Here is a 21,782-nt window from a genome sequence, read left to right on the forward strand (position 1 = left end):
GCACAAGGATACAAATCACGAATCCGGAAGCCGTCATCGGGAAACATCAAGGTGGGATCTGGCGGTCTCCGGCTCCCTTTCACTCCGACAACTATTGGCGAACAAATGCCATTCTTTCTCGTAACCCACCGATCGCTCGTTGAAGCCGACAGCGAACAGGACGCTGCCGTCAAAGCGCTCGAGAAAATCGAAAGTGGCCGCAAACTCGAATTCGAAGTGAAGTTCGATGAAGCGACCATCACCCGTGTCGTGCTCGACAAAGTGCGAGAGGAGCCTCGCTCATTACAGACCGACGATCCGACCTCAGATCAGAGGCAGCAAGCGACGACGCATACGCCGGTCGAAATAAGGGAGGCAGATCAGCAACAAGGCGACAGTTCATCGCAGCCAATGACACCGGAACGCCCAAGTGCGCGAACGACCACAATGGTTTCGGTTTTTCTGGGTGGCCTGGTCCTGGCGACGCTCCTGATCGGAGCGCTGTGATCGGGATTAACTCGCCCGTCGTCAGAGCGGACGGAACTCCAGCCCCCCAGGATTGACTAGCGGATGCCGCTCACGGCGATCGTGTCGCGGCCATCGTTTATCTTCACCCACTTGCCCGGATCACGCGAATCCTGACGCTTCAGATAGGTGTATTCGGTTTCCGACCACTTCCTGATTTCGGCGCGGAGGTTGTCGAGGACGTAGTCTCCCAGTCCTGATCGTACGGCGAGTACAGCGTGGCCCGAGCCGTCCGGCTGCAGGACTACAGTAATCAACAGGTTGGAGGCAGAAAAACCACGTTCCATCAGAAGCTTTCGCTTCTGGAGAACGAAATCCTCGCAATCGGCCGCATCGACCGGATAGGTCCAGTATTCCTCGACGCCATACTGGTCCATGTCCGTCATCGCAGGGATCAGGTTAACCGTGCGGTTGACATCGACGAGGCTGCTCCAGGTCTCCGGTGTGAGCTTCATCGGTCCACGATCGACAGCACCGGGACGGCACTCCCTCGGGACGCGGTCACAGAACTGGAAGTGACCGATCGGCTGGGAGGTCGCTCCAGCGAGGGGCATCGCATCCAGCGTTGCCGCTTCCGGCTTCCAGGCAACGCCCATCGAAATTGTCGTCACAGCGATCATTGCGAGCAGAAACCTGAAGGTCATTTGTTGTCCTCGTTTGTTGGGACAACTTATGCGGAGCGCCTACCACCAACGCGCAAAGAATTTCGGTGCAATTTTATCGAGATGCATCGAAATGTTGCGGGGCCCTGTGGGACCGCCAGTCTTTCAGGGATAAGTATGCCTCGATGCCTATCCAGGCGCCGAAGCCGATTGATGCAATCATACCAATCATGGCTTCAAAGCCGTCGTGTCCAATGCCCCAGCAAACGAATGTGAAAACAAGCTTGATGAGCCCGAAACCCACCAGTGAAAATGCAAATATGAGGCCAAGCGCTTTTGAAGCGCGAACAACAATAGCGATCATGAAAATTATGATAACCGCGGTACCCGGTCACACGAAAATCAACAGTTCTTGTTACTGCTCACTGATGGCAGAGTGCACCTGAGCTTCAGGTCCATGCAATCTATACCGTGTTTAGGATATTGCATGCCCATGTCGCTGTTCGATCGATCGTTGGGAATCATCTGCGCGGTGCTGCTGCTGACGGGTGCCGTGACGGTATCCTTCGGCTCGGTCTTCCGGTACGGCGAGACGAATGTGGCGACGATCACAAACGTTGCTCGGCATGGTGTCGAACTGGCAAGCGCCCATCCGCGATGTCAGCATCCCGCTGACCATTCGCACGACATCCTCCCGTCGTTGCAGGGAGATGTATCGTCAAGAGAATGCGCGGAGGCTGGTTACGCCGCTGCACAGGATATGATGCGGAATGAGAGTGGTATCAGTCTTGTCGATCCTCCCCCACGGGCGTGACCATTTGGAAATAGCAAGCCGGAGCCGACGTTCGCCTGCGGCAGCGCCGCGCTGCATCCAGCCTCTTGCACCTCAAGTAACCTGAGGTCTTATGATCCGGCCACTGATTTGGCGTTGGGGCAGCGGATCCTTCAGATCCTGGATTGCGCGCGTGGCTTTGTAATCCAACATCCTGATGTCTACGCACAGAGTGGCGAAATGAACTGGTTGCGGAATTCGAAATATCGGGTGCGTTTGATCGCACGCAATATCTTCCTCGGAGCGGCGGTCAGCGTCGCGCTCTCTGGCTGTGTCACCGACATGGCTCTCGACGATCTCTCCAGCAGTGCTCCACAGGTATCCAACAAGATGCTTGCGGAGATGTCGAAGAAGGGCATGAAGGCGGAAAGCCCGGTGCTCGTCCGGATATTCAAGCAGGAAAGCGAACTCGAGATCTGGAAGATCGATCGTACGGGGCGTTATGCGCTCCTCAAAACGTACCCGATGTGCAGATGGTCGGGAAAGCTTGGGCCCAAGATGAAGGACGGGGACCGGCAGGCACCGGAAGGGTTCTACCACGTCTCCACGGGCATGCTTAACCCCAAATCCCAGTATTACGTTTCCTTCAATCTTGGATATCCGAACAGGCTTGAATCCGCGCTCGGCTATACCGGGGAGGCGCTCATGGTTCATGGAGCCTGTTCGTCGTCCGGTTGCTACGCGCTGACAGATCAGGGTGTAGGAGAGATATATGCGATCGTCGCGAAGGCGCTCTCCTCGGGGCAGGGGCGCTTCCAGGTGCAGGCCTATCCCTTCCGCATGACTGCGGAGAACATGGCGCTTCATCAGGGTGATGAGAACATGCCTTTCTGGCGGACCTTAAAGGAAGGCTACGACGCGTTCGAGATCACCCGGCAGCAGCCGAAGGTCTCCGTCTGTGGCCGCCGCTACATGTTCAACACCGAGTTCGAGGGCGGAGAGCCGCGTGATCCGCTGGCGCAGTGCCCTGCAGTTTCCAATCCTCCTGACCCACAGCTCATGGCTCAGATCGAAGTGGAGAAGAAGAAGCTGGACGCCGCGATTGCGGCCGGCAGCGATTCGACGGTGTCCGCCTATGTCGATGGCGGCATGCATCCGAGCTTCCGCTCGCTCCTCAAGAAGGATGGCGCGGACAAGCTGGCCGCCCGGATCTCGAACACTAAATATCCGGTTTCGAGGCCAGACGCAGCGCTCGCCGATCCGTTCAAGGGCATGGCAAAACGTACCGGAGCCGGTCTGGCGTCCGATAGATCGACTGGGGACTGATATGGTTCAGTCCGACGAACACCTCCGCCGAGTTTGGCGGAGGAAGCGGGTTACCTTGGGGATACTGACATCCTTTGTCCTGGCCATTTTCTTTTACAGCATTATTCACATCGGTCAGGAAGCCGATCCGGGCGGTGCTGCTTCGATGAGTTTCTCCCGTCCATGACTTGCTGCCGTAACGACAATGGTATGGCGGGGATGCTGCAAACCGATGTCCTCGTGATCGGTGCGGGGCAAGCGGGGCTTGCTACCGCCTACGCCCTGAGAGTGGCTGGTTTGAGATTTCTGCTGGTTGATGCGGGCGAGGCGGTCGGGGATAGCTGGCGGAACCGCTATGATGTGCTGAAGCTTTTCACACCCCGCAGCATCAGCGCACTTCCGGGGATGTTGCTGCCCGACGATCCGGATGGCTATGCCACGAAGAATGAGTTCGCGGACTATCTCGCACAATATGCCATCAGGAACGACGTTCAGGTCATCGGCTCAACGCGGGTCGTCGTGATGCGATAGTCGGCGCTGTCAGGTTCTGCTCACGTCATGGCCTATGACCTTCACGTCGTCCTCGTCGCGATCTTGAGCCGTCTCGATTTCCAGCGTGCAGTGTCCGATGCCGTGCTTGTTCCGCAGGATCTTGCGCGCAGCCCGCTTCACCCGTGCGACATCCGCAAGCGACAGGTCTGCGACGACCAGATGGGCCTCCAGGGCTTTGTGCCCCTCGTCGAGAGCCCAGACGTGGACATGGTGCACGTCCTCGATGAATTTCACCGAGAGCAGGTCCGCGACGACCTTCTCCAGATCGACATCTTCCGGCGTTGCCATCATCAGCACGCGGATAGATCCGCCGATCTCCGTGAAGGCCTGCCAGAGGATGTAGCCTGCGATCAGGAGCGTGATGGCGGGATCGATCCAGGTCCATCCATAGATGAGGATGACCGTGCCCGCGATGATGACCCCCACCGAACCCAGGGCATCCGCGACATTGTGCAGGAATGCCGCCCGGATGTTCATGCTGGTCCTGGAAAGGGCATAGGTGAGCATGGCCGTGGCCACGTCGATCGCAAGCGCGATGCTCGCAACGATCACAACCGTCCACCCCTCGATAGGCTCGGGTGTGATGAAACGCATGACCGCCTCGTAGACGAGATAGAGCCCGATCACGATCAGTGTCGTGTAGTTGATGAGCGCCGCAACGATCTCGGCACGACCGTAGCCGAAGGTCATCGTGTCGTCGGCCGGCCGGCGCGCGATCCTGCGTGCGCCGTATGCAATGACGAGTGACGCCGCGTCACTGAAATTGTGGAGCGCGTCGGCAATCAGCGACAGACTTCCGGAGACGATCCCTCCAGCAATCTGCGCGAAGGTGAGCAAAATATTGACGAGGATGGCCCACCAGATGCGCTTGTCGCCCGCGTCTGCACCATGATCATGATGGTGACCGCTCATATGCTACGCTTCCATAATGATCGTTCCTGCGTTTTCAGGATCCGGCTTTTGACGCATCGATTTCAGCCTTCACGAGATTGTAAAGGCCTTGCGGACTAAACTCCGTGAGCGGCTTTCCGTTCACGAAGAATGTCGGCGTCTGCTTGACGTTGTTGGCCTGGACGTCCGCCATGTCCTGGGCGAGGACGTTGTCCACCGCTGACGAAACCGCGTCCCTCTTGCCTTTTTCGATATCCAGCCCTGCCGATCCCGCGATCTGCCATGCCTTCTCGATATCCGGCCTGCCGTGATCGGCCCATACCGGCTGCTGCTCCAGAATGGCTTCGAGGACGGGCTCGAATCGGTTCTGCTTGCGGGCGGCCTCGAGGATCCGGACAGCCTCGTCTGATCCCTCGTGGAACGCCGTGTAGCGAAGCACGAGGCGGACGTCGTTTCCGGTCTGCGCCATTATCTGCTTCACCAGCGGATAGAAGGCCCGGCAGGCCTCGCAGGAGGGATCAAAGAACTCGACAATCGTGACAGGCGCAGCAACCGGGCCCATGACGGGCGAGTGCATCCTGACGAGGGTGTCGTTCCCTGACGCTGTTACTGGGGCCGGAGCAGGTGTCTGCTCGGTTCTGTTTCCGGTGTAAAGCGCCGCGCCACCTGCGAAGACGGCGATGGCGGCCGAGGCCGAGGCGATGACGAGGGTGCGTCTGTTCATGCTGGTGTTCTCCGGCGCACGATGACAAGAAGGATGATGATCGCAGTGAATGCCGCGAGTGACAGGAGGGGAATGGGAACGGATCCGAACAGCAGCATTCCTTCACCCGAACAGGACGGGCCTTGGCCACATGGCTTGATGGCGGTCGGGATGACCTTGAAATAAAGGAGATTGTGGAAGCCCGCGATGAGCCAGCCGATCGCTGCAAGTGGAGCGGCGTAGAACCAAGCTCCCCCGTCGGATCGGAACGCGGCGACGGCAAGCAGCACCGCGAGCGGAAACATGAAGGCGCGCTGATACCAGCAGAGATCGCACGGCAGCTGGCCCATGACTTCCCCGATGAACAGGGCACCCAGGGTCGAAGTCAGCGCGATGATCCATGCCCCGAATGTTGGAAGCCACGTCTCGTCGCCCGATCGTATTGTGGTCTCGCTCATGCACTTGGTCCTCAGATTCGTGCCCATTGTGAGACCTCTAGTAGCTTGAGGGTCAAGGACCAGTTGCGGGCGGGTTGGTGGAACAAAGCGATATTCAGGACGTAACTTGCATGCGGTTTTTGAAGCGGAACCGAAGGTTGTCGCAGAAAGGCTCTTGAACCTCATGCTACTAGAGGGATTAGGAGTTTCTTGTGGATGATGATTCCCGCAGGGAAGGGGTGTTGACGAGAGGTCGAATGACAGGTCTGAAAATTTTCCGGATCGCGATCTGGAGCTTGGTTGCCCTGGTTGGAGCATGGCTGTTCATTCCCGGTCGAGACCTGCCGCCGCGTCAGGATAAAAATATCGACGCTCAGAATGCGGGGACCGTCGTCATTGGCAGGCCGTTCGAACTCGTCTCGCACACCGGGCAGGTCATCAATAACGACGCACTCAGAGGCAAGCCATACCTGGTATTTTTCGGTTTCACGCATTGCCCGGACATCTGCCCGACGACCTTGTTCGAGCTCACCGATCTCATGAAGGAACTGGGGCCGGCGGCGGATGAATTCAAAGTCGCATTCATCAGCGTGGATCCCGAGCGGGATACGCAGGAAATGCTTGCGGGCTACATGACTTCTTTCGATTCGAGGATCATGGCGCTCCGCGGGGATATCGAGCAGACCGAAACCGCGGTGAAGGCATTCGCGGCTTACTCCCGGAAGGTGCCGACCGAGGGCGGAAACTACACAATGGACCACACGGCTGGTGTCTACCTCATGGACGCGGAGGGGGGCTTCAAGGGAACGCTCGACATGCATGAAAGCCGTGAAGTCCGCCTTCAGAAAATCCGCAATCTTCTGGCAACATCGAGCTGATCTAGCCAAGCCGTCGCCAGGGCGGACAACCCAGCACTCAAGAGGAAATCAATTGCAGCCAGATACTTTGACGCGACGCGGGTTCTTGATGGGCGGGGCTGGGCTCGCCGCGGCAGCCTTGTCGGGGTGTTCGACGACGATAGCCGAGACCGCACAGCCCGTAGTCGTTCCCGCCGAAAACCCCGTCCTCGCCACGATGTATGGGCCGATGCCGGGAGAGCGGTTTCCGCTGCCGGCTGTTCCGTATCAGAGGATCAGCAAGCGCTTCCACCGCCAGATGGTGAGCAACCCGACCGGCGAGCGCCCGGGCACCCTGGTCGTCGATACGGCCAACTACTTCCTCTATCTCACCTATGAAGGCGGGCAGGCCATGCGCTACGGTGTGGGCCTTGGCCGGCAGGGCTTCGAGTGGTCCGGTCGCGGGGTCATCCAGTACAAGCGGCAGTGGCCGCGCTGGACGCCGCCTGACGAGATGGTCGCGCGCCAGCCCGAGCTTCAGCCCTACAGCATTGCCAACGGTGGCATGGATCCAGGCCTCACCAACCCGCTGGGAGCGCGCGCGCTTTACATCTTCCAGAACGGTGAGGATACGATCTATCGCATCCATGGATCTCCCGAGTGGTGGACGATCGGTAAGTCAGTGTCTTCGGGCTGCGTGCGGATGATCAACCAGGATGTGGTCGATCTTTATGGCCGCGTGCCGGACAGGACACCGATTGTCGTCACCAGCCTGCCGCGATCCCCGACGGTATAGCTATAGCCGGGTCTGGCCAGTAGGAGAGTGCGATCATCCCGATCACGAAAAGGCTATCGAAGCGTCACGAAGGGTCCAAACTTCGTTGATTTCCGACATGCAGATTGATGCGGTTTTTGACGGTCGCCGCGACGGGTGGCGCTCGCCAAAACAATGATGGAACGAAAACGGAAGGGCGATGGACCCTGTCAAAGCTACCGGAACTGATGGGTCACGTTGCGGGAAGGATGAACCGCTCCGGCTTGCCCAGCGCGTCAGTGTAGAGACGCGGCTGCTTCCCATCCAGATCCTTGATGCCATAGCGGGTGCCAAGGTTCGCGCCGATCAGCGTCTCGCCCGAGAGGCGCATCCGTTCGGGATCGCGCCACAGCGCCTCGATGACAAGGCCGGTGAACTCGGGCGTCTCGAAGTTGGGCAGATCGTCGAGCACATTCTGCGGGATATATTCACGCGGAACGGCCTTCAGTTCGTCCGAGAGGATCAGCCCCGGCCAGATCGCGACGGAAGCCACGCCATGCCCGCGCAGGTCAGCGGCCATGTCGAAGCTCATCTTGTCGGTGCCGGCTTTGGCTGCGCCATAGGCCGGGCCGTAGTGATAGGAGACCGCGCCGTAGAAGGAGATATGCGCCATCAGGCTGCCGCCGGTCTCGATCATCAGCGGTGCGGCGTAGTAGGCAGCGACATAGTTGGATCGCAGGCCCACCTCGATCATTTTCACCAGATCGAGCGATTTCTCCCAGAAGCCGCCCGGTGCGACAAGCCCGCGCTGATCGACATAGGCGGCATTGTTGACGAGAATGTCGAGGCGGCCGCTTTCGTTGCGCACGCGCTCGATGAGGGCTTTGATCTGCCCGTCGTCGGAATGGTCGCACTGGACGGCGACGCCCTGGCCACCGGCGGCTTCGATTTCCTCGACCGCCTTCACAAGCGCCTCGACCGTGCGCGCGGTGACATAGACCTTCAGGCCCTTGCTACCGAGACCGCGCGCGATCCCCCGTCCAAGCCCCCGGCTTGCACCCGTGACGACTGCCACTTTATCGACCATGTATCCTGCTCCTGTAAATATCGTTCGACTATATCCGGGCATGCGGCGCGGAACCGCACGGCGATTGACAGAACTGAGCTAAGCACGTCCAGCGGTGTCGGCAAGAAGGCACATTTTTGTCCCTGGGGCAGTGCGGGCGTTTTGAAGAAGCGTGGGAGAGTTTCGGGTCTTATTCGAGGGAAATCCTGCACATCGTTTCGCCGCAGGTTTTTTCATGTGGCGAGCCTGCGCCTCGCAACTAGACCGATGATCGCCAACGCCGAGAAAGCCGCTCCGGCGAGGAACGTGGCCTGCGGGCCAACCGTGTCCCACAATATGCCGGCGATCACGCTGGCCACCAGCAACGCCAGCCCGGTCACGAGATTGAACATGCCGAAGGCGGTGCCCCGCAACTCCGCAGGGGCCGTTTCCGCGATCAGCGTGGCGAGCAGCCCTTGCGAGAAGCCCATGTGCAGGCCCCACAGGATCACGCCGAGGGCGAGCGGGACGATACCTGCCGAGAAGGCCAGCACGAGATTGGCGGCGATCAGCAATAGCAGTGCCACGATCAGGAGCGTGATCCTGTCCATGCGGTCGGAGAGCACCCCGACAGGATAGGCCGACAGCGAATAGGCCAGCGCCATCAGCATGAGCACGCCCGGCACCCACATCAGCGACAGACCGAGCGATTCCGCCCGCAGGATCAGGAACGCCTCGCTGAACCGCGCCAGGCTGAACGCGGCGGCGAGGATGACAACCCACCAGTAGCGCGCGCCGAGTCGGCCCAGTTCCGCGCGGCGCAGCGGCATCCGCACCTTGCGCTCCGTCTGCGGCCGCTCGGGTTCCTTCACGAAGATCAGCAGCACGGCGACACAGAGAAAGGCCGGGATAACCGCGATCCAGAATACGGTGATGAAGTGATTGGCGGTCAGTCCCATCAGAACGATGGCGAGAAGCGGCCCCAGGAATCCACCGGCCATGTCGAGCGACTGGCGCAGGCCGAAGCTCGCGCCGCGCAGGTCCGGCGGCGCGATGTCCGCGATCAGCGCATCGCGCGGCGCTCCGCGTATGCCCTTGCCGATGCGGTCGATGAAGCGGGCGGCGACCAGCCAGTCGATGGATTGGGCCAGCGGAAAGATGGGTTTGGTTGCGGCGGCGAGGCCGTAGCCGATCACGGCGAGCAGCTTGCGCCTGCCGAACCAGTCGCTCAGCGCACCGGAGAAGACCTTGGCGACCGAGGCGGTGGCGACGGCGATGCCCTCGATGACACCCACGGTCAGCATCGAAGCGCCCAGACCCGTCACCAGATAGACCGGCAGGAGCGCGTGGATCATCTCGGAGGAAACATCCATCAGGAGCGACACGAAGCCGAGCGCCCAGATGCTACCGGGAACGCCGCGCAGGCCACCTCCTGCCTTTGTTGCGGCGTCCGCGCCGCCCTTCAGATCGCCCATCAATGGTTCTCCCCATGGGCGTCGAAGACACGCTGCGCATAGCTGTCGAGCAGGGCTTCGCAGGCCCGCAGCCGGGTTTCCGCCTCTTCGGCAAGCGATGCGCCGTAGAAGTCGAGCTTCCTGATCTTTTCGAGCCAGTTCTGGAGTTTCTTCAGGTCGGCGTCCTCTTCCTCCAGTTCGGCATAAGTGAATTTCTCGATGGCGATCTCCTTGGCGATTTCGGCCTCGAAACCGGCGCAGCGCCCCAGGAATTCCCGATACTGGTCGTCACGATCCGCCTTGAAGCGGGCGATCACCTTGTCCTTCTGCGCCCGGTCGAGCGCGGTCGTTTCGAGGATCACGGCTTCGCCGCCCATTTCGCAAATGTCGTTTTCGATCATCTTCAGGCGGCGTATGTGATCGTCGGTTTTTGGCAGCAGGCAGACCCCGTTCTGCAGATAGACCGCTCCCATGCCCTTCAGCTTGCGCCACAGCGCAACGCGCTTGGTCGCGGGTTCGGGGGGAACCTTATAGGTCAGGAGAAGCCATTCCAGAGAAACCATAGGCTTTTCTATAATGTAACGACCGTAACAATTTAATCGCGATTTCAGGTTGCTTTTGTTAAACGGTCAAGGTGGGCATGCCTGCCCAAAACCCAAGTCAGAACAGCGCCGGTCCTGTTACTTTTATGTGCGGCATGGCGCCGCCGCCAGTTGATCGAACTCACATGGGAATAGTCATCAGATCGTGCTGGCGCAGACTGGGAAAGAGTCTAGCTGCTGTCTATTCGGAGAAAATTGAGACTTGAGTGGGATTTGAACGATGTTTCCGAGTTCATGCTCCATGTGCTCGGATTTGGGCAACGAATTCCCGAGACCGCGGATTTTGAGGCGCGGAGAAAAAATATTCGGGCAGAGCGCGCTCCAGGATCTGACCTCGATCCATGAACAAGACACAATCTACCACTTCCCGAGCAAACCATATGGTCACAGCAGCAACCGCCTGATCAACTCCACAACATTTCTGAACAAAAAAACAACAATCGCAACATCCGGTTTATGTAGACTGCTCCGAAAACTGAGCGGTGCGTCTTGTCCTGAGAGCGGCATAGCCTCCGCTCCGAACAAACCTCGAAGACCAGCCAATAGTCTGAGGGATTTGAACATTGAAGGATTTGTCGATGCCGCATTTGTTGAAAGGACACAAGTTCCTTATCGTGTCCTGGCTGGGTCTTGCTCTGGTCGGATGCTCGGAGGAGAAGGCGACACAGGCAGCGGCCACGCCGGCGGCGAAGGTTGCCGTTGTCGAAGTCAAGGCTGAGACATTGCCGGTCATCACCGAACTTCCCGGGCGCGTGGCGCCGATGGTGACGGCCGATGTCCGGCCGCGGATCACCGGCATGGTTCAGAAGCGTGTTTTCGAGCAGGGATCGGCGGTCCACGAAGGCGATGTTCTCTATGTCATCGATCCGGAGCCTTTCAGGGCCAGAGTAGCATCCGCCCAGGCGACGCTGGATTCGGCCATCGCTGCGCAGACGCTCGCTAGGCAAAAGGCCGACAGGCAGACACAACTGCTACAAGGAGGTGTCGCCAGCCGGGAAACAACCGAAAACGCCGTCGCCCAATTCGCGCAAAGCAACGCCGACGTTGAACGCGCCCGCGCCGATCTCAGAACCGCCCAGCTCGAATTGCAATACACCGAAATCCGCGCCCCGATCTCTGGCAATATCGGCCGCGCGCTCGTCACCGAAGGCGCGCTCATCAGCCCGACCTCGGATATCATGGCGACCATCCAGCAGATGGATCCTATCTATGCCGACTTCACACAGCCGGCGGATAGTTTGATTGCGCTCAAGAACGCCGTATCGCAGGGCAACCTTCAGGCCGATGAATCGGGCAGCGCCGTCATGAAGCTGATGTCGGCCGAAGGAACACCCTATCCCCACAACGGAAAGCTTCTGTTTTCCGAAGCGGTTGTGAACGCGGCGACCGGGCAGGTCATCCTGCGGGCCGAATTCCCCAACCCCGAAAAGAACCTGCTGCCGGGTATGTATGTGCGGGCAAGGATGGAGCAGGCATCAATGGAAGGGGCACTCGCCGTGCCGGAGCAGGCGGTTCAGCGCGATACCGCCGGGAAATCGCAGCTTTACATTGTCGGAATAGACAACAAGGTGGAGGTTCGCAACGTCCAGCTCGGCTGGCTTCTCGACGGCCGATGGGTGGTGACGAACGGCATAACCGCCGGTGACCGGGTTATCGTGGAGGGCTTCCAGAGGATTGCTCAGGGTGCGAAAGTCACGCCGGAACCCTGGACAAATCCTGCTCTCGCCCAAACTGCAAATGCGGACAGGGGTTGATACGGTATGGCAGCCTTCTTCATCGACCGCCCGGTCTTCGCCTGGGTTCTGTCCATCGCCATCATGCTGGCGGGCATTCTCTCTCTGACGGCTTTGCCGATCACGCAATATCCGAACGTCGCGCCGCCGCAGATCAAGATTTCCGGAACCTACCCGGGCGCGTCTCCGGAAGATACCTATGAAGGCGTAACCCGGCTGATCGAGGAGCAACTCAACGGCGTGCCGGGCCTGCTCTATTACGAATCGACATCCGACGCTTCCGGCTCCATCGGCATCACGGTGACCTTCGAACCGGGAACCGATCCCGACACCGCCGCCGTCGAGGTACAGAACCGGGTGCGCCGGGTCGAGGCGCGGCTTCCGGCGGCAATTGTTCAGCGAGGCATCACCGTCAATGCCGCCAGCAGTGGCACGCTGCTTCTGGTGGCTCTAACTTCCAAATCGGGTGAGACCGATGGCCTCGCCCTCGGCGACTATATGAGCCGCAACGTCGCCAACGAACTGCGCCGCATTCCTGGAATTGGCAACGTCCAGATCTTCGGTAGCGAACGGGCGATGCGGGTCTGGATCGATCCCGACAGATTGCTCGGCTTCAATCTTTCCCCCTCCGATGTCACGGATGCGATCCGTTCCCAGAATGCCCAGGTCGCCGCCGGCCGTGTCGGCGCTTCACCTGCCGGACCCGAACGGCGCACCACGGGATCGCTGCTGATCAAGGGGCAACTCGTGACCCCGGAGGAGTTCGGTGGGATAGTGCTACGTGCCCAACCCGACGGCTCCACCGTGCGGCTGCGCGACGTCGCCCGCATCGAGGTCGGAGCGGAAAGTTACAGCACGTCGACCCGGATTAACGGCAGCCCCGCATCCGGTGCGTCCGTTGAACTTGCTCCGGGCGGGAACGCCCTTTCGGCGGCGGAGGCGATCCGTGCGCGGATGGCGGAGCTGGCGCCGTCCTTTCCCGACGATATCGAATGGTCGATCCCATACGACACGACGCCCTTCGTGTCTGTTTCCATCGAGAAGGTGCTCACCACTTTGCTCGAGGCCGTGGTTCTGGTGTTCTTCGTGATGTTCCTGTTCCTGCAGAACATCCGTTACACGATCATCCCAACCATTGTCGTTCCGATCGCGCTGCTCGGCGCCTGCGCCGTCATGCTGGTGCTCGGTTTCTCGATCAACGTGCTCACCATGTTCGGCATGGTGCTCGCCATCGGCATCCTCGTCGATGACGCCATTGTTGTGGTCGAGAATGTCGAGCGCATCATGATGGAGGAGGGGCTTTCGCCGAAGGAGGCGACGAAGAAGGCGATGAAGCAGATCACCGGAGCGGTGATCGGCATAACCCTGGTGCTCACCTCGGTGTTCGTACCGATGGCTTTCTTCCCCGGTGCGGTCGGCGTTATTTATAAACAGTTCGCGCTGACGATGGTGGCCTCGATCCTGTTTTCCGCTTTCCTGGCACTGTCGCTGACGCCGGCGCTCTGCGCCACGTTCCTGAAACCTGTCGAGAAGGGCCACGCCCATGCAAAGACCGGCTTCTTCGGCTGGTTCAACCGTGGTTTTGACAAAACTTCGCGCAGATACAGTGGATGGGTTGGTACGCTCCTGAACAAGAGCATTCGCGTGATGATGGTATACCTCGTTATCGCCGGAGCGACCGGGTACATGTTCCTGCGGCTTCCGACCGACTTCCTGCCCGTCGAGGACCAGGGAACGCTTCTGGCGCAGGTGCAGGGACCTGCCGACGCGACGTCTGCACGCACGCTCGAATCCATCGAGGCGATGGAAAAGATCGTACTGGACGATCCCGCCGTTACACGCGTCGTCGCCATCAACGGCTTCAGCTTCTCTGGCGCGGGTGAGAATGCGGCGCTGGTGTTCATGACGCTCAAGGACTGGAGTGAGCGCAGCGCGGAGCAAGCCTCTGCCCTTGTCGCGCAAAAACTCAACGGAGCCTTCCAGTCGATCAAGGATGCGGTCCCATTCGCGACCTCGCCGCCGGCGATCTCAGGACTTGGTACGACGAATGGCTTCGCCTTTCGGCTCCAGGATCGCGGCAATCGCGGCTATCAGGCTCTGTCGGCCGCGCGCGACCAGTTTCTGGCCGAGGCGCGGAAGAGCCCGATCCTCGCCGGCGTGCGTGAGGAAGGCCTGGCTGATGCTCCGCAGATGGTGATGACGATCGATCGTGAGAAGGCGAACGCTTTCGGGGTGACCTTCGCCGACATCAACCAGACGATCAGCACCAGCACCGGATCGGCTTACGTCAACGACTTCCCCAATGCAGGGCGCATGCAGAGGGTGACCGTGCAGGCCGATCCCGGCAAACGCGGTAACATCTTCGACATCATGAACATGAGTGTTCGCAACAGCGAAGGAGGCATGGTTCCAATCTCGGCCTTCGCCACCTACGACTGGTCGAAGGGGCCGACGCAGCTTGTCGGCTACAACGGCTTTCCGGCGATCCGCATCAGCGGGCAGGCGGCTCCTGGCTATTCCTCCGGTGACGCCATCACCGAAGTGGAGCGGATCGCCGGGCTGCTTCCTTCGGGATTCGGCTATGAGTGGAGCGGCCAGTCGCTTCAGGAGATCCAGTCCGGTTCGCAGGTGCCCATGCTGCTTGGTCTTTCCTGCCTGCTGGTCTTCCTGTGCCTGGCGGCCCTGTACGAAAGCTGGGCGATCCCTTTGTCGGTGATGTTGGTGATCCCGCTCGGTATCGTCGGCTCGCTTGCCGCAGTGATGCTACGAGACATGCCGAACGACGTGTATTTCAAGGTTGGCCTCATCACCATCATCGGACTATCCGCCAAAAACGCGATCCTCATTATCGAGTTCGCCAAGGATCTTCGGGAACAAGGAAAATCGACATGGGACGCGGCGGTTGAGGCGGCCCATCTGCGCTTCCGGCCGATCCTGATGACGTCGCTCGCTTTCACGCTTGGCGTCGTGCCACTGGTGATCGCGAGTGGTGCCGGCTCTGCGAGCCAGCGGGCCATCGGCACGGGCGTCATGGGGGGGATGATCTCCGCGACCGTGCTGGCCGTCTTCTTCGTGCCGGTCTTTTTCGTCGTGGTCATGCGCTTCGCCGGCAAGCGACCGTCAGTGGAGGAAACCGGCGGTGAGAAACTTTCGGCTGCGGAATGATACGGCACTGGGATGGGCAAAACGGCTTTCGGTTCTTCGCAGGTGCCATTCGGTCCGCATTCGATGCATCGTGTAGGCTGGCGACAATATTTAAGCATGCAATGCCTCCCCCAGGACACGTTTCACGGACGAAAGCGCCACATTCCCGGGTTCAAGTGGTGACGTTGTAGTTCATGAGGAAAAGAACAATGGCTCCGTTGCCAATGACATCCTATGAAAGGGCCGGGAGAGCCGGAAAAGTAGCAGCTTTCATCGGTGTTGCCGGTCTGGGTTCCGCTCTGGTTTACGCTGCTGCTGGCGGCGTATTTCCACGCACCGAACCGTCACCTGCAGAAATGACGGCATCGCACCCGAACGAGATCGGTGGCGGTGAATTGCCTCATAGCAGGGTAGAGCCTTTGACTGTGAAAGCCTCTTCCGAAGGTCATCGTGAAAGTCCTATGACGCATGTTGTATTGCCTGACCCGGAGATGCTTCGCGCCAGCGTGAAACCGGATAGAAAGGCAACCTTGGGCGTCGACGTCCAGCGGTTCGACCTCTGCCGCCCGGCCTGCGATACGCGTGATCCTTTGGTCGCGGCAAAGCAGGACGTGGCGCAAGTCCCTCCGGAGTCGGCATTCCAGCCCATCCAGGCTCCCATTCCGGAGTCAGAGCCCGTTGTTTCACATGGTCGTTTGGTACGCGGCGGCCGCGAAGTCCTTGGCCTGGTAACCGATGCGTCCGGGGCTGCTCTCAACAAGGGCAAGGCGACGTTGCGCCTTGCTATGGACACCATCTGGTAAATCATCACTGCCCTCACATTGACAGAAACCCCCCTTTGAAACCTAGAGATAGAAATGAAAAAACTATTCGCAGCCATGATCACATCCACGATGCTGCTGGTTCCCGTGGCGCAAGCACAGCAATGGAAGGAACAGCCCCGGCACGATCGCCGTGTTCAGGAGCCCCGTTATGACACGAGGAAAAACGTGCAGCGGAAAAAGTGGTCGAAAGGTCAACGCATGAGCGATTGGCGCCGATACAACAGCGTTCGGGACCATCGCCGCTACGGCCTGCGCGCGCCTGGACGCGGGCAGCAATGGATCAGGGTCGGCAACGACTACGTCCTGGTCTCGATCGCCACCGGCGTTATCGCGGGCCTGGTTGCAGGGTCTCGGTAAGCGAGCGGCAAGGGACTATTCGTCGTTGGCACCCGCCTTTCGGCAGCGGCGCGCTTGTGACGGTTGCGGTGGGCTCGGATCAAGTCTGCTTCAGACAATCGCGACGGATTTCTCAGAAACGGGCGCCGATGTCAGGTTTTCGGGGCCACTGCGGCTGAAGTACACATGCCGACCACAGGCCATAACACGCGCGATATCAAACCTGGTCGAGAACGCCGCCCGCTACGGGACGCGGGTGGACATCGAACTGGAAGATACCGGCGATGGCGGCGTCATTATCCGGGTGAGCGACGACGGCCCCGGCCTGACGAATGAACTCAAAGCACGGGTACTTGAATCATTCTTTAAGGTCGATGCCGCTCGAACTGTTGGCTTAGGCGGCGGCTTCGAGCTCGGTTTTACCAACTGCCGAAGGGATTATTTGTATCGGGCACAGCGGAAAATTTGTCTTGCCTGATCTGAATCCACATGGGTTGATGATCGAAATATCACTTCCACCGCGGAATGAAAGCGACCTCAGTCGATTTGCAATAGACAAAGACGTGGTTTCGAATTCTGCGATCAATGAGATAGCTTCATAAGTATCCACCCACGTTCCGGAAGAAAACAACCAGGCGTTTGAGGTCATCGTGCCGATTTTGATCCGTTCCTGTCCGATGGTGAAGTGGTCTGTCTCAACCCGCAGCCCGAGCCACGCACAGCCAATCGAGGCTCACTCCCGCTCACCTTCCTCGTGTCGAGGAGATCATTTCGGGCGTTTTTCACCAAAAAGAAGTAGCTGGCCAAGAGCCGGTATGCCGGCGATCGCGGCCCAAGAGACAGGTAAAAATACCGGATCGAACTGTTGCACTCTTATCCGGGGCGCTGGCATGGTCATGCGGCCCGCCCCGCCCTGGCCAACCCGTGGTCGACGAGGCGATCGATAATTTCGGCATAGCTCACACCGCTTGCGGCCATCGCCTTCGCATACATGCTGATATTGGTGAAGCCGGGAATGGTGTTCACCTCGTTGATGATGAACGTCATATCCGGCATCAGGAAAAAATCAACGCGGGCCATGCCATCGCAGCCGAGCGCCCTGAACGCCCGGCCGGCCATCGCGCGCATATCCACCTCCACTTCGGGCGGCAGCTCTGCTGGCACTTTGAGCGTAGCCCCGTCCTGGTCGAGGTATTTTGCGTCATAGCTGTAGAAACCATGGCTTTCGGCCGGAACGATTTCGCCGGGGCGGGAGACGAACAATTCGCCCAAGGCGTCTTCCAACACGCTGAACTCGATTTCGTGCCCTTCTATGAACTCTTCCGCCAGCAATTCCCGGTCATGACGAAAGCCTTCAATCAGCGCTGGCATGAACTCCTGGCTTCCGGAAACCTTTCGGGCACCGACCGACGATCCCTGCCGTGCCGGCTTGATAAACAGTGGAAGTCCAAGTTCGCTTTCGAGCGTTGCAAAATCAGGGGCCTGCTCCTCCCTTATCGTGACCGATCTCGCGACTGGCAGGCCAGCGGCCTTGAACAGGCGCTTGGCCATCACCTTGTCCAGCGCTGTCGCGGAGCCGAGAATGCCGCACCCGGCAAGCGGCACACGCGCCACATCCGCAAGGCCCTGTACTGACCCATCCTCTCCATAAAGCCCATGCAAAACCGGAAAAAGAATATCGATGCTCCCCGCAGCGCCGATCTGGCCATCCGGTCCGATCGCGATCATCCGACCCCGCCCCCCGGGGACAAGAGAAAGCTCGGTGCCCTGTTCAGGTCTCGACAGCACCCCGTTCTCGAATCGGCTTCGCAGCCAGCGCCCTTCACGTGTCACGAAGACCGGAACCGCATCGTATTTTTCCGCGGCCAAAGCGGCCATGACATTGGTCGCGGAGAGGATGGAGACGTCGTGTTCGGCGGAACGTCCGCCGAAGAGCACGGCGATCCTCCGTCTGGTCGGAGATACAGGCATGGAAACTCCAGAAGGGTGTTTTGAAGACAAAGTTAGAAGCTCACGGCGATTCCGCGACCAGCGAAGAACCGATCGAAGACATCAAGTGGCAGAACCACATCTGCCTGGCTGGCCCGGTCATGCCCGGACGGGTTGTGAAACCGAACGCCTTGCGACGACGCTGACGTAATGAGCACCAGATGGCCACCCTTCAATGGCGGAGCCTGGTCGGGCCAGCGGATCGAATGATGCACCGAGGCCATGAAGAATGGCCAGCGGGACAGAAGCTCCGGAAGCGCTGCGGTCTCGACACCTGTCATGACTTCGGCTTTCAGCCCGAACTGGCTGGAAACCAGTTCGGCGAATGGCGCATAGATCAAACCTTTGATGGAAATCCCGTCTGCGCTGACGACATAGCCCCCGTACCGGGTACAGGCCCGGGCGAGTTCGAGCGCGGAATGATCCTCGCCCCGCGTAGCAAGGATCATCTTCAGGCACGCCATGCCGCAGAGGTTAACGGCCCACTGGGCGTATTCCTCGACGCTCTCCGCTCCCGATCGCTGCCATAGCGGATCGTCGAGCAAAGCGACAGCGCCCTTTGCAAGGACAGGCAATGTCATCTCGGGCGTTTCCCACTGACTGAAGTATGGCACGTTTTTCATTGGCATCCCGGATCATCGGCACATTTCAATGCGCTGTGGTGGCTTGAAAGTGGATTATTAAGAGTACAATATTGGTGCGAGATAAAGAGCCACTTTAGTTAGGTACATCGGGCCACTTGGAAGTCAGAACGTGAATCTGAAAAGGCACAGGGAGAGTCCGTCTGCCGGTTTCCAACCAAAGGTCGATCAGTTGTCACCAGCCTCCCTAGCACGGCAACTCTACCTAGGACTGCGCGAGGCGATTGCTGATGGTCGCCTGGATGCAGGTCAGCGGCTGCCGTCCACGCGTCTTGCGTCACAGGAATGGAAACTGTCGCGCGGCACCGTTGCCGAGGCCTATGAAATCCTGATTGCCGAAGGCTACGCCGTCGCGCGGCATGGCTCCGGCACCTATGTTTCGTCAGGCTCTCGCAATCCGGTCCTGAAGGCTGGTGAGGCAAAGGCGGCGACGACCTTTTCGACCGAGCGGACCATTTCGCAGGCAGCCAACAGGGTCCTGACTGTTGGTTTCCATGCAGAACTGAGCCGGTTAGGCGCATAATTTCCATTGATGGGTTGGATGCCCCTCCCACCGGTATCGCAGTGTGCCAAGATGGTAATAGGGCTCAAGACTGAGCGCTTGAAGCGTCCCTGCCGGGACGTAAGCTGAGCCATTCCGTTGATGGGATTGCATCGCTGTCTCAGCTGAATGCGTCATCCACATTGAAGGCTCGTCCCGCGAAGCTCCATCATGCGGCGCCTGATGTCGACCGCGAAGACAACCATGCATCCGGCAGAACCGCCTCAACGACTTTACGCTTGACGCCCCAGCGGCGATTCGACAACCCCATCGACTGGGGGCAAATCTTGTTCCGATCCCGTCATGCCGGGGTCGCGGTCAATATCGTTCGACACAGGGCAATATCGCAAGAATCCCTGATGACGAGGGGCATTGATCGCCGAGATTGCGGCGCTTGCTCTCCGCAAGCCCGGTGTTGTCACGGCCGTATCACTGCGATGCTGCATGAGCTTGCCTGGATCGTAAACGTCAAACCGAATGACGGCGGCCTGACGGGCTGAAAGTGCTTCAAAAGCAACTAGCTTGGATGACTGCGGCCTGAAAGGCAGCTCGTACGCCGGCCAGCTTCTTCAACCCGTCATGATCACCATTTCGTTCGGAGGTTAGACCATCGATCAAGCGGAAGCGAGCTTCGTCCTAGAACTTGTAGCTCGCACCGACGATAACCTTGTGCTGCGTCGCGCCAAAATCGCCGATCGACGACCCAAAATCCTTGTTTCCGAAGTCGGAGTAGCGATACTCGCCACGAACGGTGACGTTATTGGTGAACGCATGTTCGACGCCTCCACCCGCAGTCCATCCGATCAGGATATCGTCTTTCTTGCCAACGCCTGGCACATCGACCTTACCGCCTGCCGCGGCAACGCCACCGGTCGCGTACACCAGCGTCCTGTCGAGCGCGTAACCGACGCGCGCGCGGCCGGAAGCATCCCACTCGAGATTCGCGTCGTTTTTGTCCTCGAAGTTGTAGTTGAAGTCGTTTTCGATGCCGTAGACGATGCTGCCGGACTGGAAATTGTATCCTGCATGAATGCCGGCGGTGCCGCTGTCGATGTTCTGGTCCGATCCGAGAACGGTTCCCTTGTTCCAGGAGTAGCCGCCCTGTGCGCCGAGATAGAAGCCGGACCAGTCATAGGCCGAATAAGCCTGCTGTTCGCCGACAGGCGCGGGATTATCGTAGGTCAGGTCAGCGGCGATCGCCGGGACGGCTGCCATGGATGTTGCCAGAGCGATGAAGACAAATGATTTGATCTGCATGATTGGAAGTGCCTCGTCCTTAGTTGCAGTAAACGAGAGGGCGACTGCAAGACGCATCGGCCCGGCTCATGACCGAACTATGCCGACCGCAATGTTGCAGAGCGTGCTTTCATGTTCAGTTTTGTTGCGATGGCGAATTGTACGACGCGACGGCGATAGCGAAGGGTGGGGAGACCTGCATGCGGAAAGTCGTTTCAACGCATAACCACAACATTTCTGAACAACAAACAATCACACGCAATGTCCAGCACCGTAGATTGCCTCCCAAACGACTTCCCTTCAATCGCCGAATGATTGTCCGTCATGTGCTACATGCACTCTATGAAAGCTGGGCCATTCCGGTCTCCGTCATGCTGGTGATCCCGCTGGGAATAATAGGCTCGCTTGCCGCCGTCATGCTGCGCGACATGCCGAACGACGTCTACTTCAAGGCCGGCCTGATCACCATCATCGGCCTGTCGGCGAAGAACGCGATCCTCATCATCGAATTCGCCAAGGATCTGCGGGCACAGGGAAAGTCGGTTTACAATGCGGCGGTGGAAGCTGCACATCTCCGCTTCCGGCCGATCCTGATGACTTCACTCGCCTTCACGCTCGGCGTCGTGCCGCTGGCAATTGCAAGCGGTGCGGGCTCGGCCAGCCAGCGTGCCATCGGCTCGGGCGTCATGGGGGGGGATGATCTCCGCGACCGTGCTCGCCATCTTCTTCGTGCCCGTCTTCTTCGTGGTCGTCATGAAGATAGCGCAAGCGCGCAAACCCGAGGAACAGCCGCTTGCTCATGCAAAGGACGTTGGATCGATTTCATAATGAGATCGAGCGTTTCGCCACCCGCCGCACCGATGCCGACAATATTTCTGAAT

General features: G+C 59.3%; 23 protein-coding genes and 1 pseudogene. 13 read left to right on the forward strand and 11 right to left on the reverse strand.

Features of this window, described 5'->3' with window-relative positions; genetic code table 11:
* Positions 1 to 105 precede the first annotated feature (105 nt).
* A complete protein-coding gene (locus FG152_RS17815; RefSeq protein WP_498987619.1) occupies positions 106 to 486 on the forward strand; it encodes a hypothetical protein in 381 nt (126 codons plus the stop codon).
* A gap of 56 nt (positions 487 to 542) precedes the next feature.
* Here FG152_RS17815 and FG152_RS17820 read toward each other — a convergent pair whose 3' ends face one another.
* Both FG152_RS17820 and FG152_RS17825 read right to left on the reverse strand, forming a co-directional pair.
* On the reverse strand, positions 543 to 1,148 hold the full coding sequence (locus tag FG152_RS17820) for a transglutaminase-like cysteine peptidase (RefSeq protein ID WP_498987622.1): 606 nt from the start codon (positions 1,146 to 1,148) through the stop codon (positions 543 to 545).
* Positions 1,149 to 1,221: 73 nt separating this feature from the next.
* On the reverse strand, positions 1,222 to 1,470 hold the full coding sequence (locus FG152_RS17825) for a hypothetical protein (protein WP_498987624.1): 249 nt from the start codon (positions 1,468 to 1,470) through the stop codon (positions 1,222 to 1,224).
* A gap of 129 nt (positions 1,471 to 1,599) precedes the next feature.
* Here FG152_RS17825 and FG152_RS17830 point away from each other — a divergent pair, with 129 nt between their 5' ends.
* The 3 genes from FG152_RS17830 (at position 1,600) to FG152_RS17840 (ending at position 3,714) form a co-directional block, all read left to right on the forward strand.
* On the forward strand, positions 1,600 to 1,920 hold the full coding sequence (locus tag FG152_RS17830; RefSeq protein WP_498987627.1) for a hypothetical protein: 321 nt from the start codon (positions 1,600 to 1,602) through the stop codon (positions 1,918 to 1,920).
* A 198-nt stretch (positions 1,921 to 2,118) separates the two neighbouring features.
* Positions 2,119 to 3,204 carry a hypothetical protein gene (locus FG152_RS17835; RefSeq protein ID WP_498987630.1) on the forward strand — a complete coding sequence of 362 codons (1,086 nt, stop codon included), beginning with the start codon at positions 2,119 to 2,121 and terminating at the stop codon, positions 3,202 to 3,204.
* A gap of 162 nt (positions 3,205 to 3,366) precedes the next feature.
* The gene (locus FG152_RS17840) at positions 3,367 to 3,714 is read left to right on the forward strand and encodes an FAD-dependent oxidoreductase (protein WP_498987633.1); all 348 of its coding nucleotides are present in this window, start codon (positions 3,367 to 3,369) and stop codon (positions 3,712 to 3,714) included.
* A gap of 9 nt (positions 3,715 to 3,723) precedes the next feature.
* Here FG152_RS17840 and FG152_RS17845 read toward each other — a convergent pair whose 3' ends face one another.
* The 3 genes from FG152_RS17845 to FG152_RS17855 are packed head-to-tail and all read right to left on the reverse strand — an operon-like array spanning position 3,724 to position 5,787.
* Positions 3,724 to 4,647, reverse strand: coding sequence for a cation diffusion facilitator family transporter (locus tag FG152_RS17845; RefSeq protein ID WP_498987635.1), 924 nt, complete (start codon positions 4,645 to 4,647; stop codon positions 3,724 to 3,726).
* A gap of 34 nt (positions 4,648 to 4,681) precedes the next feature.
* Positions 4,682 to 5,350: a DsbA family protein gene (locus FG152_RS17850; protein WP_498987638.1), complete on the reverse strand. Its 669-nt coding sequence runs from the start codon at positions 5,348 to 5,350 to the stop codon at positions 4,682 to 4,684.
* The gene (locus FG152_RS17855) at positions 5,347 to 5,787 is read right to left on the reverse strand and encodes a disulfide bond formation protein B (RefSeq protein ID WP_498987641.1); all 441 of its coding nucleotides are present in this window, start codon (positions 5,785 to 5,787) and stop codon (positions 5,347 to 5,349) included. Before FG152_RS17855 ends, FG152_RS17850 begins: the two co-directional genes overlap by 4 nt.
* 191 nt (positions 5,788 to 5,978) lie before the next feature.
* On the opposite strand from FG152_RS17855, the gene FG152_RS17860 reads away from it, so the two are divergent.
* Both FG152_RS17860 and FG152_RS17865 read left to right on the forward strand, forming a co-directional pair.
* Complete coding sequence (locus FG152_RS17860; protein ID WP_498987643.1) at positions 5,979 to 6,644, forward strand: SCO family protein; 666 nt, start codon at positions 5,979 to 5,981, stop codon at positions 6,642 to 6,644.
* A gap of 88 nt (positions 6,645 to 6,732) precedes the next feature.
* Positions 6,733 to 7,398, forward strand: a complete 666-nt coding sequence (locus FG152_RS17865; protein ID WP_498987870.1) for a L,D-transpeptidase — start codon at positions 6,733 to 6,735, stop codon at positions 7,396 to 7,398.
* 211 nt (positions 7,399 to 7,609) lie between these two features.
* On the opposite strand, the gene FG152_RS17870 is transcribed toward FG152_RS17865, so the two are convergent.
* The 3 genes from FG152_RS17870 to FG152_RS17880 form a co-directional block, all read right to left on the reverse strand.
* Complete coding sequence (locus tag FG152_RS17870; RefSeq protein WP_498987646.1) at positions 7,610 to 8,443, reverse strand: SDR family NAD(P)-dependent oxidoreductase; 834 nt, start codon at positions 8,441 to 8,443, stop codon at positions 7,610 to 7,612.
* A 212-nt stretch (positions 8,444 to 8,655) separates the two neighbouring features.
* On the reverse strand, positions 8,656 to 9,876 hold the full coding sequence (locus FG152_RS17875) for an MFS transporter (protein WP_498987649.1): 1,221 nt from the start codon (positions 9,874 to 9,876) through the stop codon (positions 8,656 to 8,658).
* Positions 9,876 to 10,418, reverse strand: coding sequence for a Chromate resistance protein ChrB (locus tag FG152_RS17880; protein ID WP_498987652.1), 543 nt, complete (start codon positions 10,416 to 10,418; stop codon positions 9,876 to 9,878). The genes FG152_RS17875 and FG152_RS17880 overlap by 1 nt, the downstream gene beginning before the upstream one ends.
* A 617-nt stretch (positions 10,419 to 11,035) precedes the next feature.
* On the opposite strand from FG152_RS17880, the gene FG152_RS17885 reads away from it, so the two are divergent.
* The 5 genes from FG152_RS17885 (at position 11,036) to FG152_RS17905 (ending at position 16,972) form a co-directional block, all read left to right on the forward strand.
* Entirely contained in the window at positions 11,036 to 12,211 is a 1,176-nt protein-coding gene (locus FG152_RS17885) for an efflux RND transporter periplasmic adaptor subunit (protein ID WP_498987655.1), read from the forward strand.
* A 6-nt stretch (positions 12,212 to 12,217) separates the two neighbouring features.
* A complete protein-coding gene (locus FG152_RS17890; protein WP_498987657.1) occupies positions 12,218 to 15,355 on the forward strand; it encodes a multidrug efflux RND transporter permease subunit in 3,138 nt (1,045 codons plus the stop codon).
* 188 nt (positions 15,356 to 15,543) lie between these two features.
* Positions 15,544 to 16,137 (forward strand): hypothetical protein, encoded by a 594-nt coding sequence (locus FG152_RS17895; RefSeq protein WP_498987659.1) that lies wholly within the window; start codon positions 15,544 to 15,546, stop codon positions 16,135 to 16,137.
* Positions 16,138 to 16,191: 54 nt separating this feature from the next.
* Entirely contained in the window at positions 16,192 to 16,515 is a 324-nt protein-coding gene (locus FG152_RS17900; RefSeq protein WP_498987662.1) for an RcnB family protein, read from the forward strand.
* Positions 16,516 to 16,540: 25 nt separating this feature from the next.
* Entirely contained in the window at positions 16,541 to 16,972 is a 432-nt protein-coding gene (locus FG152_RS17905) for an ATP-binding protein (RefSeq protein ID WP_498987665.1), read from the forward strand.
* Between the two features lie 416 nt (positions 16,973 to 17,388).
* Here FG152_RS17905 and FG152_RS17910 read toward each other — a convergent pair whose 3' ends face one another.
* Positions 17,389 to 18,465, reverse strand: a complete 1,077-nt coding sequence (locus tag FG152_RS17910; protein WP_498987668.1) for a D-alanine--D-alanine ligase family protein — start codon at positions 18,463 to 18,465, stop codon at positions 17,389 to 17,391.
* A gap of 32 nt (positions 18,466 to 18,497) precedes the next feature.
* Entirely contained in the window at positions 18,498 to 19,112 is a 615-nt protein-coding gene (locus tag FG152_RS17915) for a hypothetical protein (protein WP_498987671.1), read from the reverse strand.
* 184 nt (positions 19,113 to 19,296) lie between these two features.
* On the opposite strand from FG152_RS17915, the gene FG152_RS17920 reads away from it, so the two are divergent.
* On the forward strand, positions 19,297 to 19,647 hold the full coding sequence (locus tag FG152_RS17920) for a GntR family transcriptional regulator (RefSeq protein ID WP_498987674.1): 351 nt from the start codon (positions 19,297 to 19,299) through the stop codon (positions 19,645 to 19,647).
* A gap of 654 nt (positions 19,648 to 20,301) precedes the next feature.
* Here FG152_RS17920 and FG152_RS17925 read toward each other — a convergent pair.
* Entirely contained in the window at positions 20,302 to 20,922 is a 621-nt protein-coding gene (locus FG152_RS17925; RefSeq protein ID WP_498987873.1) for an outer membrane protein, read from the reverse strand.
* 305 nt (positions 20,923 to 21,227) lie between these two features.
* Between FG152_RS17925 and FG152_RS17930 the strand changes: the two are divergent.
* A pseudogene (locus FG152_RS17930) lies at positions 21,228 to 21,729 on the forward strand (efflux RND transporter permease subunit); the annotation flags it as partial.
* Positions 21,730 to 21,782: the final 53 nt, after the last annotated feature.

This window comes from Ochrobactrum sp. XJ1 (genome assembly GCF_024701725.1).
GTDB classification, from domain to species: domain Bacteria; phylum Pseudomonadota; class Alphaproteobacteria; order Rhizobiales; family Rhizobiaceae; genus Brucella; species Brucella anthropi.